General features: G+C 40.8%; 21 protein-coding genes, 1 tRNA gene and 1 other RNA gene. 19 read left to right on the top strand and 4 right to left on the bottom strand.

From position 1 onward, the window contains the following. Positions 1 to 172 precede the first annotated feature (172 nt). Positions 173 to 901, bottom strand: a complete 729-nt coding sequence (rlmB, locus tag QM859_RS02875; RefSeq protein WP_247913009.1) for a 23S rRNA (guanosine(2251)-2'-O)-methyltransferase RlmB — start codon at positions 899 to 901, stop codon at positions 173 to 175. 44 nt (positions 902 to 945) lie between these two features. Beyond that, a complete protein-coding gene (def, locus tag QM859_RS02870) occupies positions 946 to 1,557 on the bottom strand; it encodes a peptide deformylase (RefSeq protein ID WP_414262068.1) in 612 nt (203 codons plus the stop codon). Between the two features lie 147 nt (positions 1,558 to 1,704). On the opposite strand from def, the gene QM859_RS02865 reads away from it, so the two are divergent. The 5 genes from QM859_RS02865 to QM859_RS02845 all read left to right on the top strand — a co-directional run bounded on the left by QM859_RS02865 (position 1,705) and on the right by QM859_RS02845 (position 6,568). Continuing rightward, a complete protein-coding gene (locus QM859_RS02865) occupies positions 1,705 to 3,021 on the top strand; it encodes a CapA family protein (RefSeq protein WP_414262067.1) in 1,317 nt (438 codons plus the stop codon). Positions 3,022 to 3,045: 24 nt separating this feature from the next. After that, on the top strand, positions 3,046 to 3,873 hold the full coding sequence (locus QM859_RS02860; RefSeq protein ID WP_414262066.1) for a Cof-type HAD-IIB family hydrolase: 828 nt from the start codon (positions 3,046 to 3,048) through the stop codon (positions 3,871 to 3,873). 1 nt (position 3,874) lies between these two features. Further along, positions 3,875 to 4,510, top strand: coding sequence for an SGNH/GDSL hydrolase family protein (locus QM859_RS02855; RefSeq protein WP_414262065.1), 636 nt, complete (start codon positions 3,875 to 3,877; stop codon positions 4,508 to 4,510). A gap of 60 nt (positions 4,511 to 4,570) precedes the next feature. Then, positions 4,571 to 4,918, top strand: a transfer-messenger RNA (tmRNA) gene (gene ssrA, locus QM859_RS02850). A 315-nt stretch (positions 4,919 to 5,233) separates the two neighbouring features. Next, positions 5,234 to 6,568, top strand: a complete 1,335-nt coding sequence (locus tag QM859_RS02845; RefSeq protein WP_414262064.1) for an Nramp family divalent metal transporter — start codon at positions 5,234 to 5,236, stop codon at positions 6,566 to 6,568. A 78-nt stretch (positions 6,569 to 6,646) separates the two neighbouring features. Here QM859_RS02845 and QM859_RS02840 read toward each other — a convergent pair. Then, positions 6,647 to 6,734, bottom strand: a tRNA-Ser gene (locus QM859_RS02840). A gap of 161 nt (positions 6,735 to 6,895) precedes the next feature. Here QM859_RS02840 and QM859_RS02835 point away from each other — a divergent pair. The 4 genes from QM859_RS02835 (at position 6,896) to QM859_RS02820 (ending at position 12,922) form a co-directional block, all read left to right on the top strand. Then, positions 6,896 to 7,636: a DeoR/GlpR family DNA-binding transcription regulator gene (locus QM859_RS02835; RefSeq protein ID WP_414262063.1), complete on the top strand. Its 741-nt coding sequence runs from the start codon at positions 6,896 to 6,898 to the stop codon at positions 7,634 to 7,636. After that, positions 7,633 to 8,544 carry a 1-phosphofructokinase gene (gene pfkB, locus QM859_RS02830; protein WP_414262062.1) on the top strand — a complete coding sequence of 304 codons (912 nt, stop codon included), beginning with the start codon at positions 7,633 to 7,635 and terminating at the stop codon, positions 8,542 to 8,544. Before QM859_RS02835 ends, pfkB begins: the two co-directional genes overlap by 4 nt. Then, positions 8,541 to 10,496, top strand: a complete 1,956-nt coding sequence (locus QM859_RS02825) for a PTS fructose transporter subunit IIABC (protein WP_414262061.1) — start codon at positions 8,541 to 8,543, stop codon at positions 10,494 to 10,496. The genes pfkB and QM859_RS02825 overlap by 4 nt, the downstream gene beginning before the upstream one ends. Before the next feature lie 89 nt (positions 10,497 to 10,585). After that, positions 10,586 to 12,922: a DNA translocase FtsK gene (locus QM859_RS02820; RefSeq protein ID WP_414262060.1), complete on the top strand. Its 2,337-nt coding sequence runs from the start codon at positions 10,586 to 10,588 to the stop codon at positions 12,920 to 12,922. Between the two features lie 40 nt (positions 12,923 to 12,962). On the opposite strand, the gene QM859_RS02815 is transcribed toward QM859_RS02820, so the two are convergent. Further along, the gene (locus QM859_RS02815) at positions 12,963 to 13,367 is read right to left on the bottom strand and encodes a DUF6556 family protein (protein WP_414262059.1); all 405 of its coding nucleotides are present in this window, start codon (positions 13,365 to 13,367) and stop codon (positions 12,963 to 12,965) included. Positions 13,368 to 13,503: 136 nt separating this feature from the next. Here QM859_RS02815 and QM859_RS02810 point away from each other — a divergent pair, with 136 nt between their 5' ends. From QM859_RS02810 to QM859_RS02765, 10 genes are all read left to right on the top strand, one after another. Next, positions 13,504 to 14,646 carry a cysteine desulfurase family protein gene (locus tag QM859_RS02810; protein WP_414262058.1) on the top strand — a complete coding sequence of 381 codons (1,143 nt, stop codon included), beginning with the start codon at positions 13,504 to 13,506 and terminating at the stop codon, positions 14,644 to 14,646. 8 nt (positions 14,647 to 14,654) lie between these two features. Then, entirely contained in the window at positions 14,655 to 15,869 is a 1,215-nt protein-coding gene (gene thiI, locus QM859_RS02805) for a tRNA uracil 4-sulfurtransferase ThiI (RefSeq protein ID WP_414262057.1), read from the top strand. 135 nt (positions 15,870 to 16,004) lie between these two features. Beyond that, on the top strand, positions 16,005 to 16,829 hold the full coding sequence (locus QM859_RS02800; protein WP_414262056.1) for an alpha/beta hydrolase: 825 nt from the start codon (positions 16,005 to 16,007) through the stop codon (positions 16,827 to 16,829). Between the two features lie 21 nt (positions 16,830 to 16,850). Beyond that, a complete protein-coding gene (locus QM859_RS02795; RefSeq protein WP_414262055.1) occupies positions 16,851 to 17,591 on the top strand; it encodes an esterase family protein in 741 nt (246 codons plus the stop codon). A gap of 12 nt (positions 17,592 to 17,603) precedes the next feature. Beyond that, complete coding sequence (locus tag QM859_RS02790) at positions 17,604 to 18,767, top strand: ATP-grasp domain-containing protein (RefSeq protein ID WP_414262054.1); 1,164 nt, start codon at positions 17,604 to 17,606, stop codon at positions 18,765 to 18,767. 304 nt (positions 18,768 to 19,071) lie between these two features. Beyond that, on the top strand, positions 19,072 to 19,977 hold the full coding sequence (gene gla / locus QM859_RS02785; RefSeq protein ID WP_414262053.1) for an aquaglyceroporin Gla: 906 nt from the start codon (positions 19,072 to 19,074) through the stop codon (positions 19,975 to 19,977). Between the two features lie 163 nt (positions 19,978 to 20,140). Then, positions 20,141 to 20,674, top strand: a complete 534-nt coding sequence (locus QM859_RS02780; protein ID WP_414262052.1) for a YutD family protein — start codon at positions 20,141 to 20,143, stop codon at positions 20,672 to 20,674. A gap of 16 nt (positions 20,675 to 20,690) precedes the next feature. Beyond that, positions 20,691 to 21,776, top strand: a complete 1,086-nt coding sequence (gene rlmN, locus QM859_RS02775) for a dual-specificity RNA methyltransferase RlmN (protein WP_414262051.1) — start codon at positions 20,691 to 20,693, stop codon at positions 21,774 to 21,776. Between the two features lies 1 nt (position 21,777). Continuing rightward, on the top strand, positions 21,778 to 22,251 hold the full coding sequence (locus tag QM859_RS02770) for a VanZ family protein (protein WP_414262050.1): 474 nt from the start codon (positions 21,778 to 21,780) through the stop codon (positions 22,249 to 22,251). 1 nt (position 22,252) lies between these two features. Further along, a complete protein-coding gene (locus QM859_RS02765; RefSeq protein ID WP_414262049.1) occupies positions 22,253 to 23,794 on the top strand; it encodes an ABC-F family ATP-binding cassette domain-containing protein in 1,542 nt (513 codons plus the stop codon). The last annotated feature ends 4 nt before the right edge of the window (positions 23,795 to 23,798 follow it).

The raw sequence follows: 23,798 nt of genomic DNA, 5'->3' as shown, positions 1-23,798 counted from the left end.
GTGGGACAGAAATCGATAGACAAAGTCTCGATTTCGTAGTCCCAGCCCCGCGAGGATGATTAGGAGCTTTTTGGAGTCTAAAAGACGAACAAAAAGTTCAATCAGCTACCGCGTCAAAGTTTGATTGCTAATAAAAAGTGAGGTCGGGATCTTTTGTCCCAACCTCACTTTTTTATAATCGATTGCGGAAGACTTCGTACATAAGAATAGCAGCAGCAACGCTTGCATTGAGACTCTGTACATGTCCATTCATTGGAATAGTGATCATCTCGTCCACTTGCTTTTTGATGTTACTTGAGATACCTTTTCCTTCATTTCCGATAATGAGGGCGACCTTTCCACTGGTGTTCCATTTATGGCAAGGAGTTCCATTCATATCAGTTCCAAAGGTCCAAAAGCCTTCTTCTTTTAGCTTGTCCAAGGTTTGGCTGAGATTGGTAACGCGAGCGATAGGAACGTGCTCGATGGCACCCGTTGCTGTTTTTGCAACTACGGGTGTCACACCAACAGCTCGATGCTTGGGAATAATGACGCCTGAAACATTGGTTGCATCGGCTGTTCTTAGGATAGAACCTAAGTTATGAGGGTCAGTTAGTCCATCGAGGATCAATACTAGTGGGTTTTCTTCTTGACGAGTCTGAGCAAGAATCTGCTCAAGTTCAGTATAGGCAAATTCAGAAACACGTAGGACAAAACCTTGGTGGACAGCTCCTTCAGTCATCTCGGAAAGTGATTTTTTTGAAGTCCAAGAGATGGATACTTTCTTTTCAGTCGCCAGTTCCTTGACTTTTTCTACATTCTTACCTCGTAAATCGTCCTGGAGATAGAGTTTGTTTCCAGTATTTGCTAACAGTGCTTCGGTAACGGCGTGAACGCCATAGACAATATCATTTGTTTTCATGGCTCTATTATAACATAAAACCCCGTTGTCGAACGGGATTTTCTTTATTCCAGAATGAGTAAACCTTCTTTGACTGCGAAAGGATCCTTTTCATTGATACGATCATAAAACATAATACCATTTAAGTGGTCGATTTCATGTTGTACAACGATGGAGTTGTAGCCTTTTAGCTTGATGCGATGCTTTTCGCCATCTTTGTCAAAGTAGTCGACAGTTACTCGAGCATGGCGGATAACATAACCTGGGACAGCACGATCGACTGATAGGCAACCTTCTCCCTCTCCTAGAGCAGCGTCTTGGACTGAGTGTGAGACGATCTTAGGATTGTACATAACAGCTTGTAAGTCATAGGCTTCTTGAGGTGTTTCACCTTCCTCGGTGATATTAGGAACTAAAACAGCAATGATGCGTTTTGAGATATCTAATTGTGGTGCAGCAAGTCCGACTCCTCCACGTAGACCTAACTTTTCAGCCATAACTGGGTCTTGTGAATGTTTTAAAAATTGTATCATTTTCTCACCAAGGATGATATCTTGATCGCTCAATGGGAAAGTGACTTCCTCAGCAACTGCACGTAGGGTTGGATTGCCCTCGCGGATAATATCTTTCATATCGATTAAATGTGAAGCTTTTGTAATACGTTCTATAGCAGACATCTTCTCTCCTTCCTTCCATTACAATTCCATGATAACACAAAATAGTTGAGAAAGAAAGTCACAGAAGTTGCTAATAAAGGGAAATAGCTATTTGTCTGTGGTATAATAAGGTAAGGAGACTTGCATCAAAAAGCAAGGAGAAAAGATATGGAAAAACGTAGTAGAAGAAAAAAGCATTCAGGATTACCAGTTGTCAGAGAGTCTATCCAATTTTTCAAAAACTATCGACAGTGGAGTAATAAAACCTTTGTTGTTGTGTTGTTGATTGTTGTTGCGATTTCGATGGCTTTGACTTTATTAGCTCAAGGAATTAAGGGAGTTCCATTGTGGAATAGGAATGCACCTGCAGTGAATCAGAATTCAGAACCTAAAGGTAAGAATTCCGTAACGGAAGAAGAAACAAGTGTGCGCATCATGGCAAATGGTGACCTCCTCTATCATATTCCGATTTATCGAACTGCCCTAAAGGAAGATGGGACTTATGATTTTCATGAAAACTTTGAGTATGTAAAACCTTGGCTCAAACAAGCAGACCTAGTTATTGGTGATTTTGAAGGAACCGTAAATAAAGACCACTATCTTGCAGGTTATCCTTTGTTTAATGCACCAGGAGAAGTCATGGATGCTATAAAGGATGCAGGCTATCAAGTGCTAGACTTGGCTCACAATCATATCTTGGATTCTCAGATTGAGGGAGTGGTATCAACTGCGGATGCTATTGAAAAGGCAGGAATGATACCAGTCGGGGTTTATACTCATGAATCTAGAGATAAGGCGCCTTTAGTTATCAAGGAAGTCAATGGAATTAAAGTTGCTATTTTAGCCTATTCCTATGGTTTTAATGGCATTGAACAAAGCATTTCTCAAGAGGATTATAATCGCTATCTTTCAGACTTAAATGAAGATAAAATGAAGGCTGAAATTGAGCGAGCAGAGAAAGAGGCAGATATTACAATTATCATGCCTCAGATGGGAGTTGAGTATCAAATTGAGCCGACTGAGGAGCAAAAGAAACTTTACCATAAAATGATTGATTGGGGAGCAGATATTATCTTTGGTGGTCATCCTCACGTTGTTGAACCAGCTGAAACGGTTGAAAAAGAAGGTGATAAAAAGCTTATCATTTACTCTATGGGGAATTTCATCTCAAATCAACGGATTGAAACCATGCAGGATGTTGAAAATGCCAAGTGGACGGAACGTGGAGTTCTCATGGATGTGACCATTAAGAAGAAATCCGGTAAAACGACTATCGAAACTGCCCAAGTCCATCCAAGCTGGGTGAGTAGGACTCCAAAGGGAGGCTATTCTCCAGAAGGATACCCACTCTATCTTTACCAAACTTATATCCTGGAAGACTTTATTGAGGGTGGGAAATACCGTAGTCAGTTAGACGAGGCTACCAAGGAACGGATTGATACAGCCTATAAAGAAATGAATGAACATGTAGGTTTGAAGTGGTAGTGATTTGAATCTCAAGGAGACAAAATGGAAATTAAGATAGTAGCAACGGATATGGATGGTACTTTGTTAGATCCAAGAGGTCAACTAGACCTTCCTCGCTTAGAGAAAATTTTGGACAAGCTGGACCAATGTGATATTCGTTTTGTCATTGCAACGGGAAATGAAGTTCATCGTATGAGACAATTACTGGGACATTTAGCAGAGAGAGTGGTTCTCGTAGTTGCTAACGGTGCTCGGATATTCGAGAACAATGAATTGATTCAAGCACAAACTTGGGATGATGCCATGGTTGATAAAGCTTTGGGGCACTTTAAAGGTAGAGAATGTCAGGATCAGTTTGTCGTAACTGCTATGAATGGTGGTTTTGTAAAGACAGGTACTGTTTTTACAGAACTTGATAAATTTATGACTCCAGAGATGATTGAGAAGCTCTATCAACGAATGAACTTTGTTGATGAATTTGACCCTCATCTCTTCGGTGGTGTTCTCAAGATGAGCATGGTAGTTGGTGAAGAGCGATCCGAATCGGTTTTACAGGAAATTAATGACCTATTTGATGGGCATGTGCGAGCTGTTTCCAGCGGTTATGGCTGTATTGATATCTTACAAGATGGGATTCATAAAGCGTGGGGGTTAGTAGAATTGCTCAAACGTTGGAACTTAAAACCTGAACAAATCATGGCCTTTGGTGATAGTGAAAATGACATTGAAATGTTAGAGTTGGCAGGAATTTCATACGCTATGGAAAATGCAGAAGAGGCTGTTAAGAGAGTTGCGACAAAAGTAGCTCCAGCCAACAGTCGGGCAGGTGTTTACAAAGTTTTAGAAAACTGGCTAGAAAGAGGAGAATAACTTGGCAGTACAGCTATTAGAAAACTGGCTCTTAAAAGAGCAGGAAAAAATTCAAACCAAGTATCGTGAACTCAATCAGATTTCGGTAATTGAACCAGATATCATCTTTATTGGAGATTCTATTGTTGAGTATTATCCCTTACAGGAATTGCTAGGGACAACAAAGACCATTGTAAATAGAGGTATTCGAGGATATCAAACTGGACTTTTACTTGATAACCTTGATGCCCACCTCTATGGTGATGCAGTGGATCAAATTGTGCTTTTGATTGGGACCAATGACATTGGAAAAGATGTTCCAATGAGTCAAGTACTAACCAATCTCGAAAGTGTGATTCAAAGTATTTCTCGTGACTATCCGCTGTCACAGATTAAGCTAGTTTCTATTCTGCCAGTTCATCAAGGGGAAGAATACAAACAGACAGTTTATATTCGTACAAATGAGAAAATCAAGGGCTGGAACCAAGCCTATCAAGAACTAGCTTCTGCCTACATGCAGGTAGAATATGTGTCTGTTTTTGAAGAGCTACTCGATCAGGAAGGGCAACTCAAATCAGACTATACAACAGATGGGCTTCACCTTAGCGTTTCTGGCTATCAGGCTCTATCAGAAACCTTGAAAACTAGACTTTTCTAAACATCTACTTGCATTTTTGCTTTTTTAACCTAGATAAGGTATAATATCTTTATAGTCTTTGGGGTCGTTACGGATTCGACAGGCATTATGAGGCATATTTTGCGACTCGTGTGGCGACGTAAACGCTCAGTTAAATATAACTGCAAAAAATAACACTTCTTACGCTCTAGCTGCCTAAAAACCAGCAGGCGTGACCCGATTCGGATTGCTCGTGTCTGATGACAGGTCTTAATTTTAGCGAGATACGATCAAACTTTGTCTAGCAGTTTGATAAGAGATTGATAGACTCGCAGTTCCTAGGCTTGAGTTATGTGTCGAGGAGCTGTTAAAACAATACATAACCTATGGTTGTAGACAAATATGTTAGCAGGTGTTTGGACGTGGGTTCGACTCCCACCGGCTCCATTAATAATTTACATTGTTTTGTAAATCTTTCTAAAACGTTGTAAGTACAGCGTTTTTTATTTTGTTCTTTGGTATTCTTTGGTATTCTTTTGCAAAAAAAGAATACAACATTTTGTTGTATCCTAAATATCAAATCAAGTCCTGAATTTTCTTAAGTTTTTATCATATTTTGTGTTGTAATTAAGGTGCCTTAAGAAAAATAATGAAAAAACTAAATGTTTTTCATATAGTTTTCATTGTTTTAATAGTTTAAAGTCAATCTTATTTTTCTCTAATAGAAAATAATGAAAAAGTAGGTATAGAAAGAGGTAAGTATCTATGTCTTCTCATAAAAAAGTGTCACTCTCTGAGATTAATCAATCTATCGATACTCCAAATAACAATCATTTCTGGCAAAATTTAAAGGCCTTCTTGGGTCCGGGTGCTCTTGTCGCAGTTGGTTATATGGATCCAGGAAACTGGATTACCAGTGTAGTCGGTGGTGCTTCCTATAAGTATAGTCTCTTGTTTGTTATCTTGATTTCATCTCTCATTGCCATGCAACTTCAGCAGATGGCAGGAAAGCTAGGGATTGTAACCCAGATGGACCTGGCTCAAGCAACAGCTCATCACTCACCAAAATGGCTTCGTTATAGCTTATGGGTGATTTTGGAGTTAGCCTTGATGGCGACAGACCTGGCAGAAGTTCTAGGTTCAGCCATTGCTCTCAATCTTCTCTTTAAGATTCCGATTATGATAGCCATCCTTTTGACGGTTCTAGATGTCTTTCTCTTATTGCTTTTGATGAAATTTGGCTTTAAGAAGATTGAAGCTATTGTGACAACACTGATTTTAACGATTTTAGCAATCTTTACTTATCTAGTAGCCTTGTCACACCCAAGTTTCCAGGGAATAGCTGAGGGTTATTTACCCAATTCGACCTTATTTGAGAGTCCTTTGCCAGGACATGAAAGTCAATTAACTTTAGCTCTGGGGATTGTAGGTGCGACGGTTATGCCCCATAACCTCTATTTACATTCTTCCTTGTCTCAAACTCGGAAAATCAATCACAAGTACAAGGAAGATGTTCGAAAAGCGGTGCGCTTTATGACCTGGGATTCAAATCTTCAACTGTCCTTGGCCTTTATCGTTAACTCCCTTCTATTAATTCTCGGGGCGGCTCTCTTTTTCGGCCATGCATCTGAGATTTCTGCCTTCTCTCAAATGTATAATGCCTTGCAGGATTCTACTATTGCAGGAGCTATAGCTAGCTCGACCTTATCAACCTTGTTTGCCTTGGCTTTATTAGCCAGTGGTCAAAATTCGACAATTACGGGTACCTTGACTGGACAAATCGTTATGGAAGGTTTCTTGCATATGAGATTACCTCAATGGTTCATTCGTTTGGCAACTCGTCTCTTTGCCTTGTTGCCTGTCATGATTGTAGCGGTTCTGTTTGGTCATCAGGAAAAAACATTGGATCAGTTATTGGTTTATTCACAAGTCTTTCTTTCGATTGCTCTTCCATTTTTAATCTTCCCACTGATTTATCTAACTTCTAAGAAATCACTGATGGGAGAATTTACCAATGCCAAATGGAATACCATCCTTGGCTATATCGTTTCCATTATCTTAACAATTCTCAATGTGAAATTGTTATTTGATATTTTCTAAGAAATTCACCCGAGTTATAAAACAAGCATATAAGAAAAAAGATACCCAAGATTTCTTGGGTATCTTTTTGAAAATAAACGGAAGACATGGGATTCGAACCCACGCACGCTTTAACACGCCTACCGCGTTTCCAACACGGCCTCTTAAGCCTCTTGAGTAATCTTCCATTGTTTACTAACCTAGTCTACCATAAAGCCTTCTTTCTTGCAAATTTATTTGAAGTTGAGGAGCCAGTGATAGAAAATGAAAGAAAATGATAAAAAATGCTTGACTTTGATATTTTTTATGATAGAATGAATAATGTAATCGTTAACAGGAGGTAAACTAATGCTAAAAAGTGAACGAAAACAGGTGATTTTAGAAGAATTGAAACAGCATAAAATCGTCTCTCTAGAGAAATTGGTAGGCTTGTTAGATACTTCAGAATCAACAGTTAGACGTGATTTAGATGAATTGGAGTCTGAAAATAAACTTCGTCGAGTGCATGGAGGAGCAGAGTTGCCTCACTCCTTGCAAGAAGAAGAAACCATTCAAGAAAAATCTGTCAAAAACCTTCAAGAGAAAAAGTTGATCGCTCAAAAAGCATCTTCTCTCATCAAAGAAAAAGATGTTATCTTTGTGGATGCAGGAAGTACGACAGCCTTTCTCATTAAGGAATTGGAGCGAAAAGACATTACAGTGGTAACCAATTCCATTCACCATGCGGTGCAATTAGTGGATAAGCAAATCCCAACAGTCATTATCGGTGGTGGAGTCAAGATGACAACTGATGCCAGTATCGGAGGAGTAGCTCTCAATCAGATTAACCAACTGCACTTTGATCGTGCCTTTATTGGAATGAATGGTATAGATGAAGGTTACTTTACAACTCCAGATATGGAGGAGGGCGCCGTCAAGCGTGCTATCCTAGAAAATGCTAAACAGACATATGTCTTGGCAGATTCATCCAAGATTGGTCAGTCTTGTTTTGCTAAGGTAGCTCCTATAAAACGTGCTATTGTCATTACAAGCAAGGGTCACGAGCTCTTGTCAGCTATCAAAGAGAAAACGGAGGTAATAGAAGTATGATTTATACAGTCACACTCAATCCATCTATAGACTACATTGTCCGTTTGGACAAAGTAGAAGTTGGTAGTGTTAATCGTATGGATAGTGATGATAAGTTTGCTGGCGGTAAAGGTATCAATGTTAGCCGTGTCTTGAAGCGTTTGGATATTCCAAATACAGCGACAGGTTTCATCGGAGGCTTTACTGGAAAATTTATCACAGATACTTTAGCTGAAGAACAAATTGAAACGCAATTTGTCCAAGTGGCAGAAGATACGCGTATCAATGTCAAAATCAAAGCAGACCAAGAAACTGAAATCAATGGGACAGGTCCTAATGTTGAGCCCGAACAACTTGAAGAGTTAAAAGCCATTCTTTTAAGTCTGACAGCAGAAGATACAGTAGTATTTGCTGGATCAAGTGCTAAAAACTTAGGCAATGTCATCTATAAGGATTTGATTGCCTTGACCCGTCAGACAGGCGCACAAGTAGTCTGTGACTTTGAAGGTCAAACCTTGATTGATAGTTTGGATTATCAACCACTTTTGGTCAAACCAAATAATCATGAACTGGGAGCTATCTTTGGAGTCAAGCTTGAAAGCCTTGATGAAATAGAGAAATACGCTCGAGAATTGCTAGCTAAAGGTGCTCAAAACGTTATTATCTCTATGGCTGGTGATGGTGCCCTTCTGGTAACATCAGAGGGAGCTTACTTTGCTAAACCGATCAAGGGAACAGTAAAAAACTCAGTGGGAGCTGGTGACTCGATGGTTGCTGGATTTACTGGTGAGTTTGTCAAATCAAAAGACGTAGTAGAAGCCTTCAAGTGGGGAGTGGCATGTGGAACAGCAACCACCTTCTCAGATGATTTAGCAACTGCAGCATTTATTAAAGAAACTTATGAAAAAGTTGAGGTAGAAAAAAGATGAAAATTCAAGATTTATTGAGAAAAGATGTCATGTTGCTTGATTTGCAAGCAACTGAAAAAACAGCAGCTATCGAAGAAATGATTCATAGCTTGGTTGAACACGGATACGTGACAGATTTTGAAACCTTTAAAGAAGGAATCTTAGCGCGTGAAGCTTTGACTTCTACAGGCTTGGGCGACGGTATCGCTATGCCACACAGCAAAAATGCTGCTGTAAAGGAAGCTACTGTTCTCTTTGCTAAGTCGAACAAGGGTGTTGACTACGAAAGCTTGGATGGGCAACCAACAGACCTCTTCTTTATGATTGCTGCTCCAGAAGGTGCCAATGATACGCACTTGGCTGCCTTGGCAGAATTGTCACAATATTTGATGAAAGACGGATTTGCTGATAAACTTCGTCAAGTAACATCAGCTGATCAAGTCATTGAACTCTTTGACCAAGCTTCAGAAAAAGCTCAAGAACCAGTACAAGCTCCTGCGAATGAATCTGGTGACTTTATCGTAGCAGTTACAGCTTGTACAACAGGAATTGCCCACACATACATGGCAAAAGAAGCTCTTCAAAAAGTGGCCGCGGAAATGGGTGTCGGTATCAAGGTTGAAACCAATGGTGCTAGCGGTGTTGGCAACAAATTGACATCAGAAGATATTCGTAAGGCTAAAGCTGTTATCATCGCTGCTGATAAGGCAGTTGAAATGGATCGTTTTGATGGCAAACCGTTGGTCAATCGTCCAGTTGCAGATGGCATTCGTAAGACAGAAGAGTTGATCAACTTGGCTCTTTCTGGTAATGCTGAAGTATATCGTGCTGCAAATGGAGCGCAAGCTTCAACAGCATCTAACGAAAAACAAAGTGTCGGTGGTGCTTTCTACAAACACTTGATGAGTGGTGTATCTCAAATGTTGCCATTCGTTATCGGTGGTGGTATTATGATTGCCCTTGCTTTCTTGATTGATGGTGCTATGGGTGTACCAAACGATAGCCTCGGAAATCTTGGATCTTACCATGAACTCGCTTCTATGTTCATGAAAATCGGTGGCGCAGCCTTTGGTTTGATGCTTCCAGTATTTGCAGGATATGTTGCTTACTCAATCGCTGAAAAACCAGGTTTGGTAGCAGGTTTCGTAGCTGGAGCTATTGCTAAAGAAGGTTTTGCCTTTGGTAAAATCCCTTATGCTCAAGGTGGTGAAGCAACTTCAGCTCTTGCAGGTGTATCATCAGGTTTCCTTGGAGCTCTTGTTGGTGGATTTATCGCTGGTGCCTTGGTACTCTTAGTTAAGAAATACGTGAAGGTTCCTCGCTCACTTGAAGGTGCTAAATCAATCCTTCTCTTGCCACTTTTTGGAACAATCTTGACAGGATTTGTTATGCTAGCTGTTAATATCCCAATGGCCGCAATCAATACTGGTATGAATAACTTCCTCGCTGGTCTTAGTGGAGGATCTGCTATTCTTCTTGGTCTTGTTCTTGGAGGAATGATGGCTGTCGATATGGGTGGACCTGTCAATAAAGCCGCTTATGTCTTTGGTACTGGTACTCTTGCAGCAACAGTGTCAACAGGTGGTTCAGTAGCTATGGCAGCAGTTATGGCTGGAGGAATGGTTCCTCCGCTAGCAGTATTCATTGCGACTCTTCTTTTCAAGGACAAATTTACCAAAGAAGAACGCAACTCTGGTTTGACTAACATTGTTATGGGCTTGTCATTCATCACTGAAGGTGCGATTCCGTTTGGTGCAGCTGACCCAGCTCGTGCTATCCCAAGCTTTATCCTTGGTTCAGCAGTGGCAGGTGGACTTGTTGGTCTTGCAGGTATCAAACTGATGGCACCTCACGGAGGAATCTTCGTTATCGCCCTTACAACAAATGCCCTTCTTTATCTTGTCTTTGTCTTGGTAGGAGCACTTGTTAGTGGTGTAGTTTACGGTTACCTTCGTAAACCATTAGAAAAATAATCACAAACACATTCAAATGACTGAACGCGAAAGTGGGCAGTCATTTTTTAACCCCTCGAAAAGTTTCTGAAATATGATATAATAGAAGCATGACAAACAAGAATACAACTAAAACAAGACGAAGACCGTCTAAAGCAGAATTGGAAAGAAAACAAGCGATTCAACGAATGCTGATTTCTTTAGCTTTGGCTATCTGTTTAATTTTTGCAGCCCTCAAATGGGGAGCTGTCGGAATCACAGTTTATAACCTGATTCGCTTACTCGTAGGGAGTTTAGCATACTTAGCTATTTTCTCTCTCTTGATTTATCTATTCTTCTTTAAATGGATTCATAAACAAGAAGGCTTGTTAGCAGGTTTCTTCTTTATTTTTGCAGGTTTACTCCTCATATTTCAAGCTTATCTTGTCTGGAAGCTTAGCATGGCAAATGCTATTTTTCAAGGAACGATTGGACAAATCTTTAAAGATTTAACTAGCTTTCAAGTGACCAGCTTTGCAGGGGGAGGCTTGTTAGGGGTAGGTCTCTACATTCCGGTAGCCTTTTTGTTCTCAAATATCGGTACCTATTTCATCGGGGCAATCTTAATCCTAATCGGAGCTCTTTTAATGAGTCCATGGTCTATCTATGATATCGCCGATTTTCTTTCAGCTCGATTTGCTATCTGGATGGAGCGCCGTGAACAGAAAAAACAAGAGCGCTTTATCAAGCGTGAAGAGGAAAAGGCACGAAGAGAAGTAGAAGAGCAAGCAAGACTTGAAAAAGAAAGAGAAGAGCAGGCTTTGCTTGACATGCAGCCTGTAGATATGGAAACTGGAGAAATCTTATCAGACCAACCACTGCAAGAATTTCCTTCACTTCCAGAGGAGGAATGGGTAGAACCTGAGATTATTCTCCCGCAAGCTGATTTTGATTATCCTGAAGAAGGAGACTATCCAGAGGAAGAAGTTTTCTCTGAAGAAGATGATGATGACGAAGAGGTTGAAGTAGATTTTTCTGCTAAAAAGGCCTTGGAGTATAAGCTCCCAAGCTTGCAACTCTTTGCGCCAGATAAACCAAAAGATCAGTCAAAAGAAAAGAAAATCGTTCGAGAAAATATTAAAATTTTGGAAGAGACCTTCGCAAGTTTTGGTATTAAAGTGACTGTAGAAAGAGCAGAAATCGGTCCATCGGTGACCAAGTATGAGGTTAAACCCGCAGTTGGTGTTCGTGTCAATCGTATTTCCAATCTAGCAGACGACTTGGCTCTGGCCTTGGCTGCTAAGGATGTCCGTATTGAAGCACCGATTCCCGGAAAGTCGCTAGTCGGTATAGAAGTTCCAAACTCAGAAATCGCAACAGTTTCCTTCCGAGAACTATGGGAACAGTCTCAAACTAAGCCTGAAAACCTTCTAGAAATCCCTCTTGGGAAAGCAGTCAATGGTACGGCTCGTAGTTTTGACTTGGCTAAAATGCCTCACTTACTTGTAGCTGGGTCTACAGGTTCTGGTAAATCTGTTGCAGTTAATGGTATTATCGCAAGTATTCTGATGAAGGCTCGTCCAGACCAAGTCAAGTTTATGATGGTGGATCCTAAGATGGTCGAGTTATCAGTTTACAACGATATCCCTCATCTCTTGATTCCAGTTGTAACCAACCCTCGTAAGGCCAGCAAGGCCCTTCAAAAAGTCGTTGACGAGATGGAAAACCGCTATGAACTTTTCGCCAAAGTCGGAGTTCGAAATATTGCTGGTTTCAATGCTAAAGTTGAGGAATTCAACGCTCAATCAGAGTACAAACAAGTACCTCTACCTTTAATCGTTGTGATTGTGGATGAGTTGGCTGACCTCATGATGGTTGCTAGCAAGGAAGTAGAAGATGCCATTATCCGACTTGGACAGAAGGCGCGTGCAGCTGGTATTCACATGATTCTTGCAACCCAGCGTCCTTCAGTTGATGTTATCTCTGGTTTGATTAAGGCTAATGTGCCGTCACGTGTAGCATTCGCTGTTTCTTCAGGAACGGATTCACGTACGATTTTGGATGAAAATGGTGCGGAGAAGTTGCTCGGCCGAGGGGATATGCTCTTTAAACCAATTGATGAAAACCATCCTGTTCGTCTCCAAGGTTCCTTTATCTCAGATGATGATGTGGAACGCATCGTAAACTTCATTAAGGCTCAAGCTGATGCGGATTATGATGAAAGCTTTGACCCAGGAGAAGTATCTGAGTCAGAAGGTGATTTTGGCTCTAGCGATGATGCTGGAGACCCTCTCTTTGAAGAAGCAAAAGCTCTTGTCATCGAGACACAAAAAGCAAGTGCATCCATGATTCAGCGCCGTCTATCTGTTGGTTTTAACCGAGCAACTCGATTGATGGAAGAATTAGAGATGGCTGGAGTTATTGGTCCTGCTGAAGGGACAAAACCTCGAAAAGTCTTACAACAATAAAAAAATAGCTTCTTTCCGAAACTGGAGAGAAGCTTTATTGTTAAGGGTTTGTTTTATTGTCTGTCGCAACTGTATCAGATTGAGCAACTCCATCAGTTTGATTTTTTGGGACGTTGTTAGAAGCTTGAGTAGTCTCTTCTGATTGAACATTATTGTTTTTATCGTTAACTCCACCATTTGCAGAATTAGTTTCTTGGTTGCTTCCTTGATTCTGTGCAGGTGCGTTGGATTCAGCGGGAGCTTCCTTTTGAACTTCCTTGATAATGGTTGTTTGTGGAGTCGTATCTTTATGATCCTTGTTTTTATCTAAAGCATTCATGATAGTGATACTAGCTGTAATCAAACCAAGGATACTGGCTAAAGTTGCAATTGTTTTTTGAAAGACGGTAAAGCCTTTTTTGATATGTTCAGTTTTAGGTTTTAATTTTCTGCGATAGTTAGACATAATTTCTCTCCTTTACCATGATTCATTATACCCAAAATCTTTAAAAAAAACTTAAATGAACCTGAACGGCATTTCTTGTCGCCTGAACTGTTTCGTGTTACAATAGAAGGAGTGATTTTAGAAAGCGTGAGAAACCATGATTTACTTTGATAATTCAGCTACGACCAAGCCTTACCCAGAAGCATTAGAGACCTATATGCAAGTTGCTTCAAAAATTATAGGAAATCCTTCCAGTCTCCATCGATTGGGCGACCAATCTACCAGAATTTTAGAAGCTTCTCGTCAGCAGATTGCAGACTTAATTGGTAAGAAAAGCGAAGAAGTATTCTTTACCTCTGGCGGTACCGAAGGAGATAACTGGGTTATCAAAGGTGTCGCTTTTGAAAAAGCTCAGTTTGGTAAACACATCATCGTGTCAGAAATTGAGCATCCAGCGGTTAAGGAGTCTGCTCTTTGGCTTCAGGCTCAAGGATTCGAGGTGGATTTTGCACCAGTTGATGAAAAAGGATTTGTAGATGTAGTTGCTTTAGAAAATCTACTTCGTCCTGATACAACGCTAGTCTCTGTTATGGCAGTCAACAATGAAATTGGATCAATCCAGTCTATTGAAGCTATCTCAGAACTATTAGCAGATAAGCCAACGATTTCCTTCCATGTTGATGCGGTTCAAGCTTTAGCTAAGATTCCGACAGAAAAGTATTTGACTGACCGAGTGGATTTTGTGACCTTCTCTAGTCATAAATTCCACGGAGTTCGTGGTGTTGGATTTGTCTATATCAAGTCAGGTAAAAAGATTACTCCCCTATTAACTGGTGGTGGCCAAGAGAGTGACTATCGTTCAACTACTGAGAATATAGCGGGTATTGCTGCGACAGCCAAGGCCCTACGTTTGGCTATGGAAAATCTGGATTTGTTTACGAGCAAAACAAGTCAGATGAAGGCAGTCATCCGTCAAGCCCTTCTTGATTATCCTGATATTTTTGTCTTCTCGGGAGAAGAGGATTTTGCTCCTCATATTCTGACCTTTGGGATTAAGGGTGTCCGTGGTGAAGTCATCGTTCATGCATTTGAGGACTATAATATTTTCATCTCCACAACCTCTGCTTGCTCGTCCAAGGCAGGAAAACCTGCAGGCACCTTGATTGCCATGGGGGTTGAAAAAGATAAGGCTCAGTCAGCAGTCCGCCTCAGTCTAGACCTAGAAAATGACATGAGTCAAGTTGAGCAATTTTTGACTAAGCTAAAATTAATTTACAATCAAACTAGAAAAGTAAGATAGGAGTATTCATGCAATATTCAGAAATTATGATTCGTTATGGGGAGCTTTCAACCAAAGGTAAAAACCGTATGCGTTTCATCAATAAACTACGTAATAATATCTCAGATGTTTTATCTATCTATCCTCAAGTCAAGGTAACTGCTGATCGCGACCGTGCCCATGCTTATCTTAATGGAGCCGACTATGCAGCAGTAGCAGAGTCTCTCAAACAGGTTTTCGGGATTCAAAACTTTTCTCCAGTGTATAAGGTTGAAAAATCCGTAGAAGTTCTTAAGTCTGCTGTTCAAGAGATTATGAAAGACATCTATAAGGAAGGGATGACCTTTAAAATCTCAAGTAAGCGAAGTGACCATAACTTCGAGTTAGACAGTCGTGAACTCAACCAAACTCTTGGTGGAGCAGTATTTGATGCTATTCCAAATGTGCAAGCACAAATGAAAAATCCTGATATTAATCTGCAAGTGGAGATTCGTGAAGAGGCGGCTTATCTTTCCTATGAGACCATTCGTGGGGCTGGTGGTTTGCCAGTTGGAACTTCTGGTAAAGGAATGCTCATGTTGTCAGGTGGGATTGACTCACCTGTTGCTGGATATCTAGCTCTAAAACGTGGAGTAGATATCGAGGCTGTTCACTTTGCGAGCCCACCGTATACTAGTCCAGGTGCCCTCAAGAAAGCGCAGGATTTGACCCGTAAATTGACCAAGTTCGGTGGGAATATCCAGTTTATCGAAGTGCCATTCACGGAGATTCAAGAAGAGATTAAGGCTAAGGCACCAGAAGCTTACCTCATGACTCTGACTCGCCGCTTTATGATGCGCATTACAGACCGTATCCGTGAAGTGAGAAATGGTTTGGTCATCATCAATGGTGAAAGTCTTGGTCAGGTGGCAAGCCAAACCCTAGAAAGTATGCAGGCTATCAACGCCGTAACCAATACACCGATTATCCGACCAGTTGTGACCATGGATAAGTTGGAAATCATAGATATTGCTCAGGTAATTGATACCTTTGAAATTTCTATCCAACCTTTTGAAGACTGCTGTACGATTTTTGCGCCTGATCGTCCCAAAACAAATCCAAAGATTAAGAATGCTGAACAGTATGAAACACGTATGGATGTTGAAGGATTGGTTGAGCGAGCAGTAGCAGGAATTATGATTACTGAAATTACCCCTCAAGCTGAGAAAGATGCGGTTGATGAGTTAATTGATGACCTCCTTTAATCAGAAAAACCAGAGGAAAAGATAAAATAAGTAAAAAAAGTTAGTTTATTGTCCTAAATCTGGATGGAAACTGACTTTTTTTCTATTTTTATGATATAATTAGGTAAAATTTTGAATATAGAGAGTTTTCTGACAATGAATCAATCCTACTTTTACCTGAAAATGCGAGAGCATAAACTCAAGGTTCCATACACAGGCAAGGACCGCCGTGTACGTGTTCTCCTCCCGAAAAACTACGAGAAAGACACGGATCGCACTTATCCGGTTGTTTATTTTCATGATGGTCAAAATGTCTTTTACAGTAAAGAATCCTATGTCGGTCATTCATGGAAGATCATTCCTACCATTAAACGTAATCCGGATATCAGCCGTATGATTGTAGTGGCCATTGATAATGATGGTCTAGGACGAATGAATGAGTATGCGGCATGGAAATTCCAAGAGTCTAATATTCCCGGTCAACAGTTTGGTGGTAAGGGAGTCGAGTACGCTGAGTTTGTCATGGAAGTGGTCAAACCCTTTATCGATGAAAACTATCGTACAAAATCAGACCGTAAACACACTGCTATGGTTGGGTCTTCTCTAGGTGGCAATATTACCCAGTTTATTGGCTTGGAGTATCAGGATCAGATTGGGTGTTTGGGAGTGTTCTCATCAGCCAACTGGCTTCACCAAGAGGCTTTTGATCGCTATATAGAGCGTAAAAAACTATTGCCAGACCAGCGAGTCTTTATCTATGTCGGGACGGAAGAAGCAGATGACACGGATAAGACCCTTATGGCTGGTAATATTAAGCAGGCCTATATTGACTCTTCTCTTCGCTATTATCATGATCTGATAGCAGGAGGAGTTGAGTTGGAAAATCTCTCTCTCAAGGTTCAGGCTGGAGCCATCCACCATGAAATTCCATGGTCAGAAAATCTTCCAGCTTGCCTACGTTTTTTTGCAGAAAATTGGTAATTAGTATAAAGGAGACAGGATATGCATATTGAACATCTTAGCCACTGGAGTGGTCATCTTAACCGTGAAATGTATGTCAATCGATACGGACATGCAGGCATCCCAGTTGTTGTCTTTGCTTCTTCAGGTGGTAGCCACAATGAATACTATGATTTTGGAATGATTGATGCTTGTGCATCCTTTATTGAAGAAGGTCGCGTGCAGTTCTTTACCCTTTCAAGTGTAGATAGTGAGAGCTGGCTTGCGACTTGGAAAAATAGTCATGATCAAGCTGAGATGCACCGTGCCTATGAACGATATGTGATTGAAGAAGCTATTCCTTTTATCAAGCACAAGACAGGCTGGTTTGACGGTATGATGACAACAGGCTGCTCTATGGGAGCCTATCACGCTTTGAATTTCTTCCTCCAACATCCAGATGTCTTTACCAAGGTAATCGCCCTCAGTGGTGTCTATGATGCTCGTTTCTTTGTTGGAGATTACTACAACGATGATGCTATCTATCAAAATTCACCAATAGACTATATCTGGAATCAAAATGATGGTTGGTTTATTGATCGTTACCGTCAGGCTGAGATTGTGATTTGTACTGGACTAGGTGCTTGGGAACAGGATGGCCTTCCTTCTTACTACAAGTTAAAAGAAGCCTTTGACCAAAAACAAATTCCTGCCTGGTTTGCAGAATGGGGGCACGATGTTGCCCATGACTGGGAATGGTGGCGCAAACAAATGCCTTATTTCCTCGGTCATATGAGTCTATAAAAGGAGTTGCTTATGAATTATCTTGTAATTTCACCCTATTACCCACAAAATTTTCAGCAATTTAGTATTGAGTTAGCCAATAAAGGAATCACAGTTCTAGGGATTGGGCAAGAACCCTACGAACAACTAGATGAACCATTGCGCAATAGTTTGACGGAGTACTTCCGAGTTGATAATCTTGAAAATATGGATGAGGTTAAACGAGCAGTTGCCTTTCTTTTCTATAAGCATGGCCCAATTGATCGCATTGAATCACACAATGAATACTGGCTAGAGTTGGATGCTGCCCTTCGTGAACAGTTCAATGTTTTTGGTGCCAAACCAGAAGATCTCAAGAAGACCAAGTTCAAGTCTGAGATGAAGAAACTCTTCAAAAAAGCGGGAGTACCAGTCGTTCCAGGAGCTGTCATTGAAACAGAAGCAGATGTTGACAAAGCTGTGAAAGAAATCGGTCTTCCCATGATTGCAAAACCTGACAATGGAGTAGGTGCGGCAGCAACCTTCAAACTTGAAACAGAAGATGATGTAAACCACTTTAAGGCTGAATGGGACCACTCAACCATTTATTTCTTTGAAAAATTTGTTACCTCTAGTGAAATCTGTACCTTTGATGGTTTGGTAGATAGAGATGGAAATATTGTCTTTTCAACTACCTTTGACTATGCCCATACACCCCTTGATCTCATGATTTACAAGATGGACAATTCTTACTATGTTCTTAAAGATATGGATCAAAAATTGCGTAAATATGGTGAGGCTATTGTCAAGGAGTTTGGTATGAAAGAACGTTTCTTCCATATCGAGTTCTTCCGTGAGGGTGATGATTATATTGCCATTGAGTACAATAACCGTCCAGCGGGTGGCTTCACTATTGATGTCTATAACTATGCGCATTCCTTGGATTTGTACAAGGGCTATGCAGCTATCGTTGCAGGTGAACCCTTCCCAGAGTCTCCGTTTGAAACCCAGTATTGCTTGGCAACATCTCGTCGCGCCAATGCTAACTATGTTTATTCAGAAGAAGACTTGCTCGCTAAATATGGTCAGCAGTTCAAAGTAAAGAAAATTATGCCGGCAGCCTTTGCTGAATTGCAAGGAGACTATCTCTATATGCTTACGACACCAAGTCGTGAGGAAATGGAGCAGATGATTAAGGACTTTGGTCAGCGTCAGTAATAGGATATGAAGAGGCTGGGACAAAAGTCCTAGCCTCTCAATTTTCTTTGGATTGTCGAGCAAGACGCAGTGGTTGAGTGGGCTTTACTTCGCTGATTTCATCAGCTTTTACAGCCCTACTCAACTGTGCGGAGGTGGGACGACGAAATCGAATTCTAACGAATTACCGATTTCTGTCCCACTCTCTTTTTAAAATCCCTAAATAAAAGCGTTTCCATAGGATTCTTTTAGAAAATCTGTTGCTAAAAGGTTTAAAAATTGATAGAATAGGGATTGTCTAAAAAATAATAAGGAGAATCTATCAATGGATTTCACATGGGCAGTCAAATATGCCACTGAATTTTTGGGAACAGCTATCTTGATTATCTTAGGTAATGGTGCAGTTGCCAACGTTGAACTTAAAGGTACGAAAGGTCACCAAAGTGGCTGGCTCGTTATCGCTGTTGGTTACGGTATGGGGGTTATGATCCCAGCTTTGATGTTTGGTAACGTTTCTGGTAACCACATCAACCCAGCCTTCACTCTTGGACTTGCAGTTAGCGGTCTCTTCCCTTGGTCACAAGTAGCCCAATACATCATCGCGCAAGTTTTGGGAGCAATCTTCGGACAAGCCTTGGTTGTTGCGACTCACCGTCCCTACTACTTGAAAACAGAAAATCCAAATAACATCTTGGGAACTTTTTCAACAATTTCAAGTATCGACCACGGAACAAAAGAATCACGTTATGCAGCAACTGTGAACGGATTTATCAATGAGTTTATTGGATCATTTGTTCTTTTCTTTGCAGCACTTGGTTTAACAAAGAACTTCTTTGGTGCTGAGTTAGTTACAAAAGCTCAAGCATTGATTAATGAACAAGTGGCACAAGCGACTGCTCAAGGTCAAACAATTCCTCAAGAACAAGTCGCTACATATCTTGAACAAGCAAAAACTCAAGTGGCTCCATTCTTGTCACCAGGTCTTGGTATTGCACACTTGGCTCTTGGTTTCCTAGTAATGGCCTTGGTAACATCTCTTGGTGGACCTTCAGGACCAGGTTTGAACCCAGCTCGTGACTTTGGACCACGTCTTCTTCACGCAGTACTTCCTAAATCAATCCTTGGGGAACACAAGGGTGATTCAAAATGGTGGTATGCTTGGGTACCAGTAGTTGCACCGATTGTTGCTGCTATTGCCGCTGTAGCACTTTTCAAATTACTTTACCTATAAAATTTAAAAACTGGGTTTTCCCAGTTTTTTCTTTTTTGTACAGTTGTGTCTTTTAGAATTAAAGGGTGAAATCGTCAGACTTTTTTCATTTTAAATCAAAAGATGTAAATATGGCAAAAATATGGTAAAATAGAGTATTAAGTAAACGTTAAAAAGGAATATTATGCGTAAAGAAATTGCACCTGAATTATATAATTACAATAAATTCCCTGGTCCAGAATTTCATCTATCTGGAGATAAAGTCGAGGCTGAAGGTTTCACCTTCAACTTGGTTGAAAATAGTAAGGAAGCCTTTGATGCAACAGCTTTTACTCAACGCTTTTCGGAAGTTTTAAACAAGTATGATTATATTGTAGGAGACTGGAGCAATGAGCAGTTGCGCTTGAGAGGATTCTACAAGAATGAGCGAGCTGAAGAATCTCTCGAGAAAATCAGTCGTTTACAAGATTATCTACTCGAGTATTGTAGCTATGGATGTGCCTATTTTGTCTTAGAAAATGAGACTCCTAAACGAGCACCATTTGACCAAAAAATGCGCAAGAAAGAAGAAGAGAAAGACACCCGTAAAGGGAAAAAGTCTTCTCAAAATAAGAAAAAAAATCATACGGACAAGAGAAATAGACGTCGCCGTAAAGAACAGAAACCTCAGAATGAAGAAAAGGGACAACGTCATTTCGTCATCCGTAAGAAAGACTAGAAAATAAGGAGAAAAGATGAAACCGTCGATTTATAGTTTAACACGCCAAGGTATGCAAGAATGGGTCTTAGAGCAAGGAGAAAAGAAATTCCGAGCGGATCAAATCTGGGAATGGCTTTACCGTAAACGTGTTCAGACATTCGAAGAAATGACTAACTTGTCTAAGGATTTGATTGCCAAACTCAACGAGCAGTTTGTAGTCAATCCCTTGAAACAACGTATCGTTCAAGAGTCAGCCGATGGTACTGTGAAGTACCTCTTTGAGTTGCCAGATGGTATGCTGATTGAAACTGTACTTATGCGTCAACACTACGGCTTATCAGTATGCGTCACTACGCAGGTAGGATGTAATATCGGTTGTACCTTCTGTGCGTCAGGTTTGATCAAGAAGCAACGCGACCTCAATAACGGAGAAATTGTGGCTCAAATTATGCTTGTTCAAAAATATTTTGACGAACGTGGTCAAGATGAGCGTGTTAGCCATATCGTTGTTATGGGGATTGGAGAACCATTTGATAACTACAATAACGTTTTGAACTTTATCCGTACCATCAATGACGATAAGGGAATGGCTATCGGCGCTCGTCATATCACCGTATCAACCTCTGGCTTGGCTCATAAGATTCGTGAGTTTGCCAATGAAGGAGTACAGGTTAACCTTGCTGTTTCCCTTCATGCTCCAAACAATGAACTGCGTTCAAGCATTATGAAGATTAACCGTGCCTTTCCAATTGAAAAACTCTTTGCAGCGATTGAGTATTATATCGAAACAACCAACCGCCGTGTGACTTTTGAGTATATCATGCTTAATGAAGTCAATGACGGAGTCGAACAAGCGCTTGAGTTGGCAGAATTGCTCAAGAACATTAAGAAATTGTCATACGTCAACTTGATTCCTTACAACCCGGTCAGTGAGCATGACCAATATAGTCGTAGTCCCAAAGAGCGTGTCATGGCCTTCTATGATACGCTCAAGAAAAAAGGTGTCAACTGTGTTGTTCGTCAGGAACACGGTACAGATATCGATGCCGCATGCGGACAATTGCGTTCAAATACCATGAAACGTGATCGCCAAAAAGTAGTAGCTGAAGTAAATCCATAAGATGAAACGAAAAAAAATACTTAGCTTGGGAGTCGTGCTATACAGTATCTGTATTATCTGTTTTTGTTTTACTCCTCAGCCAAAACTTCCGATAGGAGTGGAAACTCCAGGTATTCAAACTATTGGACGCCTGGTTTTTCTTTTGACGCCTTTTAACTCCCTTTGGAAACTGGGAGAAGTAACAAGTATCACACAGCTATTTTGGATCTTTTTGCAAAATGCTTTAAATGTCCTCTTGCTCTTCCCATTAATTTTCCAGCTTCTCTATCTTATACCTGCTCTAAGAAAAACGAAGAAAGTAATTTTGTTTAGCTTTTTATTGAGCTTGAGCATCGAGTGTACGCAACTAGTTTTAGACTTTTTCTTTGATTTTAACCGGGTATTTGAGATTGATGATTTATGGACCAATACTTTGGGTGGCTACCTGGCTTGGGTCCTTTATAAACTACTACATAGAAACAAGATAAGGAATTAGAATGAGTATCTTAGAAGTTAAAAATTTGAGTCACGGTTTTGGAGACCGTGCGATTTTTGAAGACGTGTCTTTCCGTCTTTTAAAAGGTGAACATATCGGTCTGGTCGGTGCCAATGGTGAAGGGAAATCAACCTTCATGAGCATCGTGACTGGTAAAATGCTACCTGATGAAGGTAAGGTGGAATGGTCTAAATACGTGACAGCAGGTTACCTGGACCAGCATGCTGTGCTCAAAGAAGGTCAAACTGTGCGTGATGTTTTGCGTACAGCTTTTGACGAATTATTCAAAGCCGAAGCGCGTATCAATGAACTCTACATGGAAATGGCAGAAGAGGGCGCTGATATTGATGCATTGATGGAAGAAGTTGGAGAACTTCAAGACCGTTTGGAGAGTCGTGATTTCTATACCTTAGATGCTAAGATTGACGAAGTCGCGCGTGCTCTTGGTGTCATGGATTATGGTATGGATACAGATGTAACAGCCTTGTCAGGTGGACAAAGAACCAAGGTACTTTTGGCAAAACTCCTCCTTGAAAAGCCAGATATCTTGCTTCTGGACGAGCCGACCAACTATCTCGATGCCGAACATATTGACTGGCTCAAGCGTTATCTTCAGAACTATGAGAATGCCTTTGTTCTTATTTCGCACGATATTCCTTTCCTCAACGATGTAATCAATATCGTCTATCACGTTGAAAATCAACAGTTGACACGTTATTCAGGCGATTACTACCAGTTCCAAGAAGTCTATGCCATGAAGAAATCGCAACTGGAAGCAGCCTATGAGCGTCAACAGAAAGAAATTGCGGATCTCAAGGATTTCGTGGCCCGTAATAAAGCTCGTGTCGCAACTCGAAATATGGCCATGTCTCGCCAGAAGAAATTGGACAAGATGGACATTATCGAGCTTCAAAGTGAGAAACCAATGCCGTCCTTTGATTTCAAAACAGCTCGTACACCTGGACGCTTTATCTTCCAAGCCAAGGACTTGCAGATTGGATATGACCGTCCTCTTACTAAACCCTTAAACCTCACCTTTGAGCGCAATCAAAAGGTTGCCATTATCGGTGCCAATGGTATCGGGAAAACAACCCTTTTGAAATCTCTTTTGGGAATTATTCCACCAATTGCTGGGGAGGTTGAACGTGGGGACTACCTAGAACTCGGCTACTTTGAACAGGAAGTGGAAGGTGGCAATCGCCAAACACCTCTAGAAGCGGTCTGGAATGCCTTTCCTGCACTTAACCAAGCTGAAGTTCGTGCAGCCCTTGCCCGTTGTGGTTTGACGACTAAACACATCGAAAGTCAAATTCAAGTTCTTTCAGGTGGAGAGCAAGCCAAGGTTCGTTTCTGTCTCTTGATGAACCGTGAGAACAATGTCCTTGTTCTAGATGAACCTACTAACCACTTGGATGTGGATGCCAAGGACGAACTCAAACGTGCTCTGAAAGAATACAAGGGTTCTATCCTCATGGTTTGCCATGAACCAGACTTCTATGAAGGATGGATGGATCAAATCTGGGATTTTAATGAGCTAACATAAAAAG

Source organism: Streptococcus infantis, assembly GCF_047463175.1.
GTDB classification, from domain to species: Bacteria; Bacillota; Bacilli; order Lactobacillales; family Streptococcaceae; genus Streptococcus; species Streptococcus infantis_AC.
The sequence above is the reverse complement of the archived record's forward strand: the minus strand, read 5'-3'. Positions and strand labels throughout refer to the sequence as shown.

Coding starts and splice junctions, on each gene's coding strand:
- QM859_RS02815 (WP_414262059.1), bottom strand. CDS start 13,367: ATGTCTAACTATCGCAGAAAATTAAAACCTAAAACTGAACATATCAAA.
- QM859_RS02800 (WP_414262056.1), top strand. CDS start 16,005: ATGAATCAATCCTACTTTTACCTGAAAATGCGAGAGCATAAACTCAAG.
- pfkB (WP_414262062.1), top strand. CDS start 7,633: ATGATTTATACAGTCACACTCAATCCATCTATAGACTACATTGTCCGT.
- thiI (WP_414262057.1), top strand. CDS start 14,655: ATGCAATATTCAGAAATTATGATTCGTTATGGGGAGCTTTCAACCAAA.
- QM859_RS02795 (WP_414262055.1), top strand. CDS start 16,851: ATGCATATTGAACATCTTAGCCACTGGAGTGGTCATCTTAACCGTGAA.
- QM859_RS02790 (WP_414262054.1), top strand. CDS start 17,604: ATGAATTATCTTGTAATTTCACCCTATTACCCACAAAATTTTCAGCAA.
- QM859_RS02765 (WP_414262049.1), top strand. CDS start 22,253: ATGAGTATCTTAGAAGTTAAAAATTTGAGTCACGGTTTTGGAGACCGT.
- def (WP_414262068.1), bottom strand. CDS start 1,557: ATGTCTGCTATAGAACGTATTACAAAAGCTTCACATTTAATCGATATG.
- QM859_RS02835 (WP_414262063.1), top strand. CDS start 6,896: ATGCTAAAAAGTGAACGAAAACAGGTGATTTTAGAAGAATTGAAACAG.
- rlmB (WP_247913009.1), bottom strand. CDS start 901: ATGAAAACAAATGATATTGTCTATGGCGTTCACGCCGTTACCGAAGCA.
- QM859_RS02860 (WP_414262066.1), top strand. CDS start 3,046: ATGGAAATTAAGATAGTAGCAACGGATATGGATGGTACTTTGTTAGAT.
- QM859_RS02770 (WP_414262050.1), top strand. CDS start 21,778: ATGAAACGAAAAAAAATACTTAGCTTGGGAGTCGTGCTATACAGTATC.
- QM859_RS02825 (WP_414262061.1), top strand. CDS start 8,541: ATGAAAATTCAAGATTTATTGAGAAAAGATGTCATGTTGCTTGATTTG.
- QM859_RS02845 (WP_414262064.1), top strand. CDS start 5,234: ATGTCTTCTCATAAAAAAGTGTCACTCTCTGAGATTAATCAATCTATC.
- QM859_RS02820 (WP_414262060.1), top strand. CDS start 10,586: ATGACAAACAAGAATACAACTAAAACAAGACGAAGACCGTCTAAAGCA.
- QM859_RS02865 (WP_414262067.1), top strand. CDS start 1,705: ATGGAAAAACGTAGTAGAAGAAAAAAGCATTCAGGATTACCAGTTGTC.
- QM859_RS02780 (WP_414262052.1), top strand. CDS start 20,141: ATGCGTAAAGAAATTGCACCTGAATTATATAATTACAATAAATTCCCT.
- rlmN (WP_414262051.1), top strand. CDS start 20,691: ATGAAACCGTCGATTTATAGTTTAACACGCCAAGGTATGCAAGAATGG.
- QM859_RS02810 (WP_414262058.1), top strand. CDS start 13,504: ATGATTTACTTTGATAATTCAGCTACGACCAAGCCTTACCCAGAAGCA.
- gla (WP_414262053.1), top strand. CDS start 19,072: ATGGATTTCACATGGGCAGTCAAATATGCCACTGAATTTTTGGGAACA.